The organism is Bacillus sp. ISL-51 (genome assembly GCF_018613535.1).
GTDB lineage: Bacteria > Bacillota > Bacilli > Bacillales > Bacillaceae > Bacillus.
Window position 1 is genome coordinate 401551 of the sequence record NZ_JAGGQB010000005.1, and the last position, 14342, is coordinate 415892.

General features: G+C 46.1%; 13 protein-coding genes. 6 read left to right on the top strand and 7 right to left on the bottom strand.

Annotation, left to right across the window (positions count from 1 at the left end):
* Position 1 precedes the first annotated feature (1 nt).
* The 4 genes from J7E26_RS06795 to proG form a co-directional block, all read right to left on the bottom strand.
* Positions 2–949: an ABC transporter permease gene (locus J7E26_RS06795; RefSeq protein WP_214799849.1), complete on the bottom strand. Its 948-nt coding sequence runs from the start codon at positions 947–949 to the stop codon at positions 2–4.
* Between the two features lie 5 nt (positions 950–954).
* Positions 955–1881, bottom strand: a complete 927-nt coding sequence (locus J7E26_RS06800; protein WP_214799851.1) for an ABC transporter permease — start codon at positions 1879–1881, stop codon at positions 955–957.
* A gap of 14 nt (positions 1882–1895) precedes the next feature.
* A complete protein-coding gene (locus J7E26_RS06805) occupies positions 1896–2720 on the bottom strand; it encodes a M55 family metallopeptidase (RefSeq protein ID WP_214799853.1) in 825 nt (274 codons plus the stop codon).
* A 136-nt stretch (positions 2721–2856) separates the two neighbouring features.
* Complete coding sequence (proG, locus tag J7E26_RS06810) at positions 2857–3675, bottom strand: pyrroline-5-carboxylate reductase ProG (RefSeq protein WP_214799855.1); 819 nt, start codon at positions 3673–3675, stop codon at positions 2857–2859.
* Positions 3676–3854: 179 nt separating this feature from the next.
* On the opposite strand from proG, the gene htrA reads away from it, so the two are divergent.
* Positions 3855–5222 carry a serine protease HtrA gene (gene htrA / locus J7E26_RS06815; RefSeq protein ID WP_214799858.1) on the top strand — a complete coding sequence of 456 codons (1368 nt, stop codon included), beginning with the start codon at positions 3855–3857 and terminating at the stop codon, positions 5220–5222.
* A 248-nt stretch (positions 5223–5470) separates the two neighbouring features.
* Here htrA and J7E26_RS06820 read toward each other — a convergent pair whose 3' ends face one another.
* From J7E26_RS06820 to J7E26_RS06830, 3 genes are all read right to left on the bottom strand, one after another.
* Entirely contained in the window at positions 5471–6442 is a 972-nt protein-coding gene (locus J7E26_RS06820) for a glycosyltransferase family 2 protein (protein ID WP_214799860.1), read from the bottom strand.
* Positions 6443–6453: 11 nt separating this feature from the next.
* On the bottom strand, positions 6454–8598 hold the full coding sequence (locus J7E26_RS06825) for an ArnT family glycosyltransferase (protein WP_214799862.1): 2145 nt from the start codon (positions 8596–8598) through the stop codon (positions 6454–6456).
* 215 nt (positions 8599–8813) lie between these two features.
* Positions 8814–9764, bottom strand: coding sequence for a ring-cleaving dioxygenase (locus J7E26_RS06830; protein ID WP_214799864.1), 951 nt, complete (start codon positions 9762–9764; stop codon positions 8814–8816).
* A gap of 328 nt (positions 9765–10092) precedes the next feature.
* Between J7E26_RS06830 and J7E26_RS06835 the strand changes: the two genes are divergently transcribed.
* From J7E26_RS06835 to J7E26_RS06855, 5 genes are all read left to right on the top strand, one after another.
* Positions 10093–11403 (top strand): APC family permease, encoded by a 1311-nt coding sequence (locus J7E26_RS06835; RefSeq protein WP_214799866.1) that lies wholly within the window; start codon positions 10093–10095, stop codon positions 11401–11403.
* Positions 11404–11683: 280 nt separating this feature from the next.
* Positions 11684–12301: a DUF47 domain-containing protein gene (locus J7E26_RS06840; protein WP_214799868.1), complete on the top strand. Its 618-nt coding sequence runs from the start codon at positions 11684–11686 to the stop codon at positions 12299–12301.
* A gap of 12 nt (positions 12302–12313) precedes the next feature.
* On the top strand, positions 12314–13312 hold the full coding sequence (locus tag J7E26_RS06845; protein ID WP_214799870.1) for an inorganic phosphate transporter: 999 nt from the start codon (positions 12314–12316) through the stop codon (positions 13310–13312).
* A 105-nt stretch (positions 13313–13417) separates the two neighbouring features.
* Positions 13418–14164 (top strand): type II toxin-antitoxin system SpoIISA family toxin, encoded by a 747-nt coding sequence (locus J7E26_RS06850; RefSeq protein WP_214799872.1) that lies wholly within the window; start codon positions 13418–13420, stop codon positions 14162–14164.
* Entirely contained in the window at positions 14164–14334 is a 171-nt protein-coding gene (locus J7E26_RS06855) for a type II toxin-antitoxin system SpoIISB family antitoxin (RefSeq protein WP_214799874.1), read from the top strand. Before J7E26_RS06850 ends, J7E26_RS06855 begins: the two co-directional genes overlap by 1 nt.
* Positions 14335–14342 lie beyond the last annotated feature (8 nt).

The following is a 14342-nucleotide window of genomic DNA, read 5'->3' on the forward strand; positions in this document are numbered from 1 at the left end:
GCTACCTCCTCAGCTTAGGATCTAACGCGTCCTGCAGGCCGTCGCCAAGCACGTTAAAAGCGTACATTGTCAAGGAGATGAAAAAGGCCGGAAAAAACAGCCGCCACCAATGGCCTGATAAAATTGTCGGCAAGCCGTCATTTGCCATCACACCCCAGCTGGCGAACGGCGCCTGAATGCCGAGCCCGAGAAAACTTAAAAATGATTCCGCAAAAATCGCCGCCGGAACAGTGAGCGTCATCTGCACAATAATGGCCCCCATCGTATTCGGCAAAAGATTTTTCTTAATAATCCGAAATGTTTTTGCGCCGAAGGTTTTTGAGGCGAGGACATGCTCATCATGCTTCATCTTAAGCACCTGCCCCCTGACGATCCGCGCCATGCCGACCCATCCTGTGACGGTTAAAGCAACGATGATCGAACTGAGGCCGGGGCCCATCAGCACCATTAGCAGAATCACAACGAGCAGATACGGCAGGCCGTAGAGGACCTCAATGATTCGCATCATAACGCTGTCTGTGCGGCCTCCCTTGTAGCCGGCGATGCCTCCGTAAATGACGCCTATCAAAAAATCAATCAGCGCCGCCATCACACCTACAAATAAAGAAATCCGCGCCCCGTACCATGTTCTTGTAAACACGTCCCGGCCAAGCTCGTCAGTCCCGAACCAGTGAGACGAAGACGGCGGGAGATTTTGCTCAGCGAGCGTTTGGCGGGTTACACTGTGCAGTGAAATCAGCGGGCCGAAAATCGCCATTATAAACAGAATCAGCAGAATAAAAAGCCCGGCCATCGCCAATTTATTTTTTTTGAGCCGCCGCCACGCATCCTGAGCGTATGACAGACTCGGACGTTTGACGGACTCAGACTCGCCATTTTTTTCACCGGCCGGCTGAAACCAATCGTCAGGCACTTCTGCGCGCTTCCCTGCTTCTGCGGAGAGATTCATAGCGTTCACCCTTTCTTATGAAGTTTTATGCGCGGATCTAACAGACCGTATGCCAAATCTACTAAAAACAGCATGACAATCAGAATTAAACTGTAAAAAACGGTCGTTCCCATAATGACGGGATAGTCCCGCTGATTAATACTTTCCACGAAGTATTTTCCCATTCCGGGGATGGCAAAGATTTTTTCTATGACGAAACTCCCCGTTAATATACTGGCAACCAGCGTGCCGAGCACGGTAATCACGGGCATGAGCGCGTTTTTCAATGCATGTTTTAAAATGATTTTCATAGGAGAAAGCCCTTTTGCTTTGGCGGTGCGGATATAATCCTGGGTAAGCACCTCTGCCATGCTTGACCTTGTCAGCCTCGCGATAATCGCCATCGGGCCGACGGCAAGCGCCGCGGTCGGCAGCACCATATGAACCGGACTCGTCCAGGTCGCCGCGGGAAGCCATTTCAGATTGACGGCAAATTGCTGGATTAGCAGTGTTGCCATAATAAAGTTGGGAATGGAAATCCCGAGAACCGCCAGGCTCATCGCCGCATAGTCGAGAAAGCCGTTTCGCCGGAGGGCGGCGGTAATGCCGAGCGCGAGGCCCGAAACAACGGCAATGACAATCGCGGTCATGCCGAGCTCAAAGGAAACGGGAAATCCGCGTTCGAGCATATCGTTTACACTGTCTGACGGTTTTTTGATAGATGGACCGAAATCAAATGTGAGAATGGATTTTAGATAGATGGTGTATTGGATAATGAGAGGTTCGTTCAGATGGTAGTAGGATTCGAGATTTCGCTGAACCGCTTCGTTTGTTCCGCGCTCTTCGTTAAAAGGCGAGCCGGGTATCACCTTCATCATGACAAATGTCAAGGTGGTGATGACCAAAACAGTCATGGCCATTGCTATAAAACGTTTAATGATATACCGTACCAAAGCCGTTCACCCCTTTAACAGAATGATGTTCTCATGGCGAGTTCTGTCATGACCAGCATGGCCTGATAGGCTTCCGGCATATCTTTTGCCTGAAATTGAACGGTTGTCGTGCCCGGAACGATTTCAGCCCCCGGCATCAAATTCGCCCATTCTGCCTGTCCATAGTTGGCAAACTCAATGCCTAAAACGGGTCTGTCCGGCGGCGTAAGCGGTTTGACCTTATCTTTATGTTTCAGCGCATAGGCTGTTTTCTCCGTCAGGAGCTGGCCGGCTTTTACAGGTGACAGGCATTTTACCGCTGTTCTTGAGATCGATTGTTTCACGGCGGCAGTCGTTACATTCGGGATCAAATCCTCCGCTTCTTTTGCGGCGCGGTCATCTCCGGCAACCATAATCACCGGCACATCGAAAAATCCGGCGAGATAGGCATTCAGTCCCAGTTCACCGACCGCCGTATCGTTTATGTAAAAGTGACGCACACCGAAAATCATACTGTGGGACATGACCCCCGGGGTCGAGGCTCTTGCATGATAGCCGATAAATATCGCACCCGTATATGATTCGTCAAGCCCCTGCATCATCGAAAACGGCTTCACGTCCCCTGTAATTAATTCAGCCTCGGGGTGAAGCTTTTCGGCGAGCAAATTATTCATTTTTGAATGGCTGTCATTCACGAGCACTTCCGTACAGCCGTTATTGAACGCTGCTGTGATGCAATAGTTTGCTTCCTCCGTCATGATGGCACGGCCGCGCTCATAGTTGTGCATCCGGGAATTGACAAACGTTTCGTCCGGCAGGCCGGAAATCCCTTCCATGTCTGCAGATACATACAGTTTCATATAATGCCTCCTTTTTTATCTAAAATTTCGTTATTAAATTATGAATATTCTTACAAATTATATTAAAAAAGAACGAAACATGCAATATCAGCAGTAGATTATCGTTCACAATTGACAAAAAGAATCCCGCATATGTTCACATGCGGGATTTGACATTTTCTGAAAGCTTACGGTATTTATCAAGTGTTCTCTCAAAAACCTCATCAAACATGGCAGGGGCGGCGGATCGGATGACATCGGCTCCTTCTCCTGTTATGCCTCCTTTTGTCGCCACGCGCGTTAACGTTTCCTGAAACGTGATTTTCTTTTCCAGCAAAAGCTTTCCGGTGCCGTACAGCGAGTGAACGAGAAATTCAAAAGCTTCCTCTTTTGATAAATGGCTGTTTTTAACGGCTGACAGCGCGAATTCCTCAAATAAGGCGGCGATCAACCCCGGTGCTGAACTTGTTAAATTACTGGCGGCATCCAGATTGTCCTCTTCTATTTCTCTTACCGTTCCAAAGGCTGACAATCGCTCATTCAAATGGTTTTTTTGGGTCGAAGATACCGTTCCGCCATGAACGATCAGCGACACGCCGGCTTTTACTTCTGACGTCAATGCGGGAATATATCGGCTGACAGCTGTGTCTGATCCTGCCTCAAGCGCCTGTAATGGCACGCCGGCCGCAATGGAGACAACATGCGTGTCGCCATGTATGAATGAATCTAAGCGCTGCTTCGTTTCCAGCACATACAGCGGAGGTACGCAGATGAAAATCAGACTGCATGTTTCAGCCCATACCTCAAGGGAGTCAATCTGTACCGAAGGATATTCAGAAAGCAGCGCCTGCAGACGCTCCCCTCTTGTTCTCGTATCAATAAAAAGATCACGCTCCGTAATCTGTTGATCTCTCAGCAGACGGAGAGCAATCATTTCCGCCATGCTGCCGTACCCTATCAAACCGATGCGGCCCATCTCATCATTCCTCTCTGTTCATAGCTTCCTTAAGCAGTGTACCCTTTTTAGTAAATCTCCGCACTTTTTCACAATTTCCCATAATCTTTTCATTATTATCCCACACTTTTTGTTTAAGATGGAGTCAGTCATAATCGGCAAATCATGCTATGATGAAATAGAGAAACGGAGTGAACATGATGGATAACTATCGTGATGAAAATCGGACAGACCAAAAAGAACAGGAAGTCCTTTTAGTGAAAGAAAATCCTGATCAGCACCCGCACCCCGCCAGATACACCTTACAGGATGAGGAGAAGAAAAAGCGCAGCTTCGGGTGGTTCAGACCGCTCCTCGGCGGGGTCATCGGCGGAGGGCTCGCCCTGGGAATTTATACATTTACACCGCTTGGCGATCATCAATCTCAAGACACAGCAAGCACGGCGCCGGCGCAGGAAACATCATCGGTAACCGCAAAGCAGACGTCTTCTGATTCCGGCAAAAACACAACGGCGTCCGACAGCTCGTCAAAAGATTCAGCAAAAATTTCGAATATGGTAGAAGACATCTCACCGGCAATCGTCGGCATTACAAATCTTCAAAAGCAGCAAAGCAGCTCTGATTCGCTGTTCGGCTTCGGATCAAGTTCTGACTCAAGCTCAGGCTCATCGGGTGATGATACCGAAACAGGCTCAGGCTCGGGCGTCATTTTCAAAAAAGCAAACGGAAAAGCGTATATCATTACGAACAACCATGTGGTTGAAGGCGCCTCTTCTCTTAAAGTGTCATTGTACGATGGCACAGGTATAACAGCCAAGCTTGTCGGCAGAGATTCTTTAACGGACTTAGCCGTATTAGAAATCAGTGATAAACACGTGACAAAAGTCGCGAGCTTCGGAAACTCATCCTCTCTCAGAACGGGTGAATCGGTCGTTGCCATCGGTGATCCGCTCGGAAAAGACCTTTCGCGCACCGTGACACAAGGAATTGTGAGCGGCTTAAACAGAACCGTTTCCATTTCTACGTCAGCCGGAGAGTCCAGCATTAACGTCATCCAAACCGACGCGGCCATCAATCCCGGCAACAGCGGCGGGCCGCTGTTGAATACAGACGGCAAAATCATCGGCATCAACAGCATGAAAATCAGTGAAGACGACGTAGAAGGCATCGGCTTTGCAATCCCAAGCAACGACGTAAAACCGATCGCCGAAGAGCTCCTCTCTAAAGGACAGGTGGAACGTCCTTATATCGGCGTCAGCATGATAGACTTGGAGCAAGTGCCGCAAAACTATCAGGAAGGCACGCTCGGCCTCTTCGGCAAACAGCTGGATAAAGGCGTTTATATCCGTGAAGTGGCACAAGGCTCACCTGCCGCAAAAGCCGGACTGAAGGCAGAAGACATCATCATCAGCTTAAAAGGCAAAGAAACTGATACAGGCAGCGAGCTTCGCAACATTCTTTACAAGGATACAAAGGTCGGCAGCACCGTTGAAGTGAAAATTCTCAGAAACGGCAAAGAAATGACAAAAAAAATCAAACTGAATCAAAAAGAAGAAACCTCTTCTTAACACAAACCCAAGGCCAGCAGCCTTGGGTTTTTTATAGAAAACGAAACGTTCAGGAGGACGCATACTGATGAAGGGTAAGGTCTTGTGCTGGTATGGGCGGGCATAATATTTTTGCAGATCAGCCTTCACCTCCCCCCGGCAGATTTCGAAAGACAGCTCATCGTATAAAGCTGCACCACTAGTCAACCTCCCGCAATGTGTTAAATAACAAAAAAACACCCTGTCCATAAGCGGACAGAGCATTTGGATCACGACATATGCTGGTCGCGGCAGATGTTTTGTTTTTTAATGCCGTACGCTTTTTGAACGATATAAAGCGGGCGGTCTTTTGCTTCGTCATAAATTCTTCCGATATATTCACCGATCATTCCTAAAATCAGAAGGACAATGCCGCTGAATAACAGCTGTATCACAATCAGGGATGACCAGCCGGTAATCGTGCTGTCTGTAAACAGTTTCATATATAAAACGATAAACATATAGAGAAAACCTGCGCCTGACATGAGCATTCCCGCATAGCTTGCAGCCTTGAGCGGTTTATGGGAAAACGTTGTAATGCCGTCCATTGAGAGCTTCAGCATCTTTTTAAGCAGGTATTTCGTTTCTCCCGCCAGCCTTTCGTCACGCTCGTATTCGACAGAGGTCTGCTTAAAGCCGACCCAGCTGACAAGACCTCTGACAAAAGGGTTTTTCTCTTTTAATTTTTTCATTTCATCACAGACTTTTCTGTCCATCAGGCGAAAATCGCCGGTGTCGATCGGGATATCGATATCAGTCACGCTCCGCAGCAGCCGGTAAAACATAGCAGCTGTCTGTTTCTTGAAAAAGGTCTCGCCTTTTCGTTTTGTCCGGACGGCGTACACGACATCAAAGCCTTCCTTCCACTGTTCAATCATCTCCAGAATTAATTCGGGAGGATCCTGCAAATCGGCGTCAATGACGACGATTGCATTCCCCTCTGCGTAATCCACGCCTGCTGTAATTGCGATTTGGTGTCCGAAGTTTCTGGAAAAATCGATAATTTTCACTCTCAGATCAATGAGGCTGTGCTCTCTTAAAATCTCAATACTGCGGTCTTTGCTTCCATCGTTAACAAAGATTAATTCATATTGCTCTTTCGTTTGATCCATGACTTCTTTCAAACGCTGATAAGTCGTGCGAATGACGAGTTCTTCGTTATAAACCGGGACGACAATGGAATATTGAGTATGTCTGTTCATGTTTTTTTCTCCTATTCATCAGCATTTAGTTCGTATAATGCAGCTGACTGATTCATTCCGCCAGGTCCGCCGCCCATTCGGCCGTTTTTGCCTGAAGCCTTGCCGTTGCTTGATGTATCAGTTGGACCAGTATTTTTTGTCTTCTGATCAGAGCTTGATTGCCATTTATCTGAAGACACTTTCTTCCCGTTTTTCTGAACCCATTCAACAATATCGTTGTTTCCGCCTTTTCCCATTCCAGAAGCTAAGAAGTATTTCACTTTTCCTTCTTTTACAAGCCTTTTAAATTGAGTCAGCGTGACAGCCGGGTCAGAACCGCTGAATCCGCCAATAGCCATGACAGCCTTTTTCGTTTTAATAATATATGGCGCCGCTGTATTCGAGTCGGTTGTGGCGAACAGGAATTCCGCTCCGGAATTATTCTTCTCTACATATTTGATCAGTTTTTCATTTACAGTTGCATCAGACATTCCCATGCCTTTTCCGCCCATTGATGCGAGCTGGGGCCCTGTTTCAGGCTGTGAACTGTTGCCTCCGTACAGAAGCGGTGTGCTTGCCCAATAAATCGGCATCACCAGCAATACGAGAAGAGCTGCAAGTGATACATAATAACTGACCGGTTGTTGACGCTGTTTGAACACCAGCAGAGCAATTGCAGACAACGCGCCGATAACACCTGCGCCAATGCTCCAGCCTGCACCGATTTGATCGTTGTAGTTTCTGAGAATAAACAATTCAAATCCAGTTGTGGCAATAATCGCTGCCGGGAGAAGCCATGATTTCCAGCCTGTCTGATTGCGGTACAGGTGAACAAGAGCAACCCATCCCGCACCGACAAGAGCCGCAATCGGAGGTGCCAGCATAATGAGATAATAATGGTGGAAAAATTCTGCCACACTGAAGAATCCTGCAATTGGCACAAGCCACGCTACCCAGAAAACCATTTCCTTCTGCTCGACAGATAATCTTCTTTCTCTCGCTCCCGCGATGAATAAGCCTGCGATTCCAAAAATCGCAAACGGCAGCAGCCAGCTGATTTGATCAGATAGTTCTGTTTGGAAGAGCCGCAGCGGACCAGGAGTTCCCGTTCCGAACATTCCTGAGCCTGATTGCATTTTCGAGCCGGTTCCTGTACCGCCTTTGCCGCCGCCAGGTCCGCCTTGACCCCCATTCGGCATTTCACCGCCGCTTGGCATTTGCCCGTTGGATGGAGGTGCCGTCATAGTGCCGTTTGATGATTTGTCATTACGAGATGAACTGCTGCTCGATGAGTTGTTAGGCGGTGCTTGAGTTTGTGATGAACCTTTATCGGAAAAAGACATTTCTTTTGAAGCGTCTCCGTTCGGCCCTCCCTGACCGCCGCCGGAATTTTGGCCTGTCAGCCGCTGAATTCCGTTATAGCCGAAAGCCAATTCCAATACGGAGTTTGTCTGGCTGCTTCCGATATAAGGCCGTTTGCTGGCGGGAATATTGTCAACAATGAGCGCCCATGATAACGAAACAGCTGCTAATACGGCTAACGCACTTACCAATGAAATGATTTTTTTCTTCATTGCGGCGTTTGCCGCAATCAGATAGAACAACAAGAAGGCCGGTAAGATCATATAAGCCTGAAGCATTTTTGTATTAAAACCTGCGCCAACTACAAAAAATGCCGCCAACAGCCAGATCAGCTTTCCTTTTCTTATGGCTTTAAAGAGAAGCCACGTTGCCAGCAAGAGGAAAAACACGAGTAATGCATCGACATTGTTTGTCCGTGCTACAGCTACAGCAATCGGTGTACATGCCATAACAAATGAGGCAATGCGTGCCGCCGTTTTGCCGAACGTCGGCTTAATTAATAAGTACATAAGAAGTACTGATCCTACACCAGCCAATGCCTGAGGCAGGATGACGCTCCACCCGTGCATACCGAATATCAGTGCGCTGATCGTTTGGATTTGGTATGTAACGGGCGGTTTATCCACCGTGATAAAACCGGCTGCGTCAAATGAAGCGTAAAAGAAATTATGAAAGCTTTGAAGCATACTCGTTACTGCTGCGGTGTAATAAGGATTCACCGTATCGTCATTCCAGATGTTGTACATATTCAAGAATGCAGAAGCGAGTAAAATGATGATTAAGACTGCATCCATCTCGCGTTTTTTCATTTTCACCTTTGTTTTCACTCCTTTTGTCTAACTTTGATACAGTGTAACAACCAAATGTGAAAAAATTATTAATAAACAAAGACAATTATTTTGCCATTTACAAATAGGTAAAAAGAATGATAAACAGGAAATGCCAAGTGAACAGACCGTCCCGTTACTTTCTAAAAGCACAAAAAAGATGCCTCCGTAAAAGCCGGACGGCATCTTTTTACATCTGTTATTTACTGAATCGGCTTGAGGCGCGCTTCTATTTCAGAACGGCGATGCTCAAGATAAGGAGGCAGCGCAATCGTTTTACCGAGCTCCTCTGGCGCTTCATCCACCATAAACCCCGGGCCGTCTGTTGATAATTCAAAAAGGATTCCGTTAGGCTCCCGGAAGTACAGCGCTTTGAAATAATAACGCTCCACAATGCCGGAGTTGCCGAATCCCTCTTTGCTGATGAGGCGGTGCCAGGCGGCAAGCTCCTCCTCATCTTTAACGCGGAATGCGACATGATGAACGCTTCCTTTTCCTTGGCGCTCACGAGGAAGATCGCTTCTTTCGATCAGATGGATTTCTGTCGCCGCCCCGCCGTCTCCGGATTCTAACACCGTGACGGTTCCCCGGCCTTCATGTGTTTCTTTTCCGATTTCCGTGAATCCCAATATGTCAGTTAACACACGCAGGGTCGGTTCAGCGTACGGAACGGTCAATTCCACCGGACCGAGGCCGCGGAAGGAATATTCTTCAGGAATGCCGCTTTGTTTCACGGCTTCACCGATGTTTCTGCCTTTTTCATCAGCCGTCAATATAAGCCGCTGCCCCTCATGGTCTTGAAAAGCAAGAGTGTCTCTTCCGGCTGTTTTTATGATGTCACCGTGAGCGACCTGATGTTCATAGAATCGTTTTTTCCAATATTGAAGAGCTTGGGTGTCCGGCACGCGCAGACCGATAGAAGAAATGCTGTTTGTCCCCGCATGAAACGGCGCGATCCGGGGAATTTCAAAAAACGTCAGCTCAGAACCCGGATTGGCAGCTTCGTCTCCGTAAAACAAATGATACATTGTCGGCTCATCCTGATTGACGGACTTCTTCACAAGTTTCAATCCCATGACCTTACTATAGAAATCTAAGTTTTTTTGTGCGTCAGCCGTTAAAGCCGACACATGGTGAATTCCCTTAACCTTCATTTTGTTATCCTCCATTTAATTATCTCGATTTCGAGATATTTTCTATATATACAAACCTATTTTATTCGGAGCATAAAGTCAATACATCTGCTCCGCAAATCAGGTCTCCCTCGTGTCTCACGAAAAAAACCACGAACTATTTCTATTCCGCAATAAATAATATTCGTTATTTCAGACAAAACATTTCAGTTTCCAAGAATAAAAACCTGTATTTATAAGGAAATACGTAAAATCAGAAAATTTATTTAATTCGTGTTTTAGCAAATAGGGTTTACAATATGTAAAATAGTTTTTTCAACAAGAAGCTTTTACATTGGAGGGACAGGATATGCAGACTGAAGAAAATGGATTAAAAAAAGAGATCGGGATGACAATTGCCCTCTCTCTTGTCATCGGCACCATTATCGGTTCCGGCGTATTTATGAAGCCCGGCACCGTGCTTGCCTACTCCGGTGATTCGAAAACTGCGCTTTTAGCATGGCTGTTAGGAGGAATATTAACGCTTGCCGGGGGTTTGACCGTTGCGGAAATCGGCACGCAGATTCCGAAAACAGGCGGGCTGTATACATACCTTGAGGAAGTGTACGGCGAGTTTTGGGGCTTTTTGTGCGGCTGGGTTCAAATTATCATTTACGGCCCAGCCATTATCGGAGCGATCGGGTTATATTTCGGTTCCTTAATGGCGCATCTTTTCAGCTGGAATTCAGGCTGGTCAAAGGTAATCGGAATTTTGGCCGTTTTATTTTTAAGCATCATTAATATCATCGGAACGAAATACGGCGGAATCGTTCAGGGAATTACGACCGTCGGAAAACTGATACCGATCATCTGCATGATTGTCTTCGGTCTTTGGAAAGGCGATCAGCACATATTCAGCGCCGTCACCAGCAGCATCTCCGACATGAATTTCGGCGCGGCGATTTTGGCAACACTCTTTGCCTACGACGGCTGGATTTTACTTTCCGCTCTCGGAGGAGAAATGAAAAATCCTGAAAAACTGCTGCCGAAAGCGATGACGGGCGGGCTGTTAGTCGTGACCGCGGTCTATCTTTTCATTAACTTCGCCCTTTTACACATTCTTTCTGCAACCGACATCGTCAAGCTCGGTGAAAACGCGACAAGCACGGCGGCTGAAATGCTGTTTGGCGCCATCGGCGGAAAATTGATCAGCGTCGGAATCATCGTCAGTATTTTCGGCTGTTTAAACGGAAAAATTCTCGCTTTTCCGCGTATCTCATTTGCGATGGCGGAACGAAAACAGCTTCCGTTTGCCAAACAGCTTTCACGCGTACACCCGGCGTTCCGCACCCCGTGGATCGCGGTGTCATTCCAGATTGCGCTCGCCGTTATTTTTATGATCGTCAGCAATCCGGATAAGCTGTCTGAGGTCTCCATTTTTATGATTTATATTTTTTACGTCATGGCCTTTTTCGCGGTATTTATCCTGCGAAAAAAGAACGCCGGCAAAAAACGCGCCTACAGCGTCCCTTTGTACCCAGTCGTCCCTGTTTTGGCCATCGCGGGTTCACTGTTTGTTTTAGTCAGCACGGTCATCACAGACACCTTAAGCTGCGGGCTGTCCATTTTGATCGGTCTTGCCGGATTGCCGCTGTATTTTTGGATGAAAAAAGCAAATTAAACGGTTCCTATTACGGGAGCCGTTTTTTTTCATTAAAATCACGCGCAAAAGTTGACAGGAAATTCACATCTTTTGTTATACTTTTTAAGCAAGATGTCTGAATTCGAAGTATGTTACGTTTTTTTGGCGAAGTGGGATAATATAAGAAGAACGGGATGAGACACGTTTTTACGAAAAAATCAAGAGGCGTTTTTTTCGACTTTACCTGTTTTTTTTCGACAAAAGGCTATATAATAATTTGATGTGTGCATTGTCTCATTCAAACAATGGAGGGTTTTTAATGATAAGAAGAAAAAAAGATAAGTTCTCACTCCTTTTAACAGAAATCGCAAAAAATATAGACGAAACCGCAGAATATTTTGTGAATTTTAAAGTCACGAACCAAACGACTTTGAAGGAATTTGCCGATACGTTAAAAGAGTTTGAAACGAAAGGAGATAATCATGTTCATGTCATGATTAAAGAGCTGAACAAAGCTTTTATCACTCCCATTGAACGTGAAGACATCCTTGAGCTGACGAACAGCCTCGATGACGTGCTTGACGGAATCGAACATTTTTCAGCGATGATGGAGATTTTCTCAATCACCTCTTCTGACGAACATATCGATAAGTTCAGCGGCTACATAAGAGAGTGTGCGAAGGAAATTTTAATCACAATTGAATTGCTCGCAGAAAACCGATTAAAGGACATTCACCCTCACGCCATTAAAATTAAAGAATACGAGCACAGCTGTGATAACCTGCACCGTAAATCTTTAAAAAATCTGTTCGGAACAGAAACCGACCCGATTAAAGTCATTCAATACCGCGAGATTTACGAAACGCTTGAGGAAATTGCCGACTCTTGCCAAAGCGTTGCCAATAACCTTGAAACCATCATTATGAAAAACGCGTAACGAGGGGTTATCATGAGTACATTATTAATTTTAACGATCTTAATTGTCATTTGTGCTTTGATATTTGATTTCATTAACGGATTTCATGATACCGCCAACGCAATCGCCACCTCGGTTTCGACAAAAGCGCTGAAGCCGCGGCACGCAATTATCATGGCCGCTATCATGAACTTTCTCGGAGCTATGACGTTTACAGGCGTAGCCAAAACCATCACGAAGGATATTGTGAATCCTTATACATTAGACAACGGTTCGATTGTGATACTCGCGGCTTTGCTCGCGGCGATCACCTGGAACTTAATCACTTGGTATTTCGGCATCCCGAGCAGCTCTTCTCATGCGATTATCGGGGCGATTGCCGGTGCGGCCATTGCGGCGTCAGGTTTTGCTTCGCTGAATTATAAAGGATTTATTAAAATTATCGAAGCACTTATTTTATCACCAATTATCGCCTTTGTCCTCGGCTTTACCGTTTATTCAATCGTAAAGCTGATTTTTAAAGACAGCAACTTGGCGAAAACGAACAAACGGTTTCGCAGAGTGCAGATTTTAACGGCTGCGATTCAGTCCTATACACACGGAACAAATGACGCGCAAAAAGCGATGGGTATCATTACGATGGCACTAATGACTGCAAACTTACATAAAAGTGATGCGATCCCTTTCTGGGTGCAGCTTTCATGTGCGGCTGCGATGGGTCTCGGTACGTCAATCGGCGGCTGGAAAATCATAAAAACCGTCGGCGGCAAAATTATGAAAATCCGTCCGGTAAACGGCGTATCTGCCGACTTAACCGGCGCGGCCATTATTTTCGGCGCGACATTTATCCATCTGCCGGTCAGCACGACACACGTCATCTCGTCTTCCATCCTGGGCGTGGGCGCTTCCCACCGCGTAAAGGGCGTAAACTGGGGAACGGCCAAACGGATGCTTATTACATGGGTTATCACGCTGCCGATCTCAGGAACACTCGGCGCCATTGCCTTTTTTATCTTAGATATCTTCTTCTGATATATCACCCGCTTCTTAACAGAAGCGGTTTTTTTGTGACAGGAAAATGATTCCATGACATAGAATGAAAATAAGCAGACCATTTTTCGAATGTGAGGGGTGCCCATGCTTTTATTTTTTCAAATTATGGTGTGGTGCATGGCGGCCGCGCTTGTTTTATATGTTTATGCATCCTGGCGGTTTGAGGCAAAAGTCAAAGAAAAAATGTTTGCCATACGCAAAACGTGGTATTTACTATTTGTAGTAGGCGCGATGGTTTATTGGACATACGAGCCTGAGTCCCTCTTTACCGACTGGAACAAGTATTTAACCGCTGCCGTCAGCTTTGCCCTTATAGATGCGTTCATCTTTTTGAGCGCTTATATTAAAAAGCTCGCCGGTAATGAATTAGAGACGGATACGCGGGAAATTTTAGAAGAAAATAACGAAATGCTGCACAACTATCTCGAAAAACTGAAAACCTATCAATATCTGTTGAAAAATGAACCGATCCATGTTTATTATGGAAGTATAGAAGCTTATGCAGAAGGAATCAGCAGACTGTTAACTGCCTATGCTGAAAAAATGAACATCACGGTTTCGCTGTGCGATTATTCCGCACAGACGGATAAGGACCGCTTAACAGAGCATATGCCTGATGCGGCGGATGTTCAGTCCCGCCTTAACCGAAAAGACGTCTACTATGATCAAAAAGGAAGGCTTGTGCTTATTCCGTTTACAGTCCAGACCCGCCATTATGTGATCAAACTGACATCAGAAAACCTGTTGACGGAATTCGATTATTTGCTTTTCACATCATTAACGAGCATTTATGATTTAATGCTGCCAATAGAAGAGGAAGGTGACGGATAATGGAGCAGGCTTTTCATAATGGTCAGCCGGAACGGGCGGCAAAGCCGTTTAAAATTCTCAAAAAACGCTCATTGACAAGTTTCGGGAGTTATCAAGTCAGCCCTCATACCGCAAGAATTTTCAAAGAAAACGAACGGCTGATTGATAAGTATAAAGGAAAAAAAGCTTGATTACACTA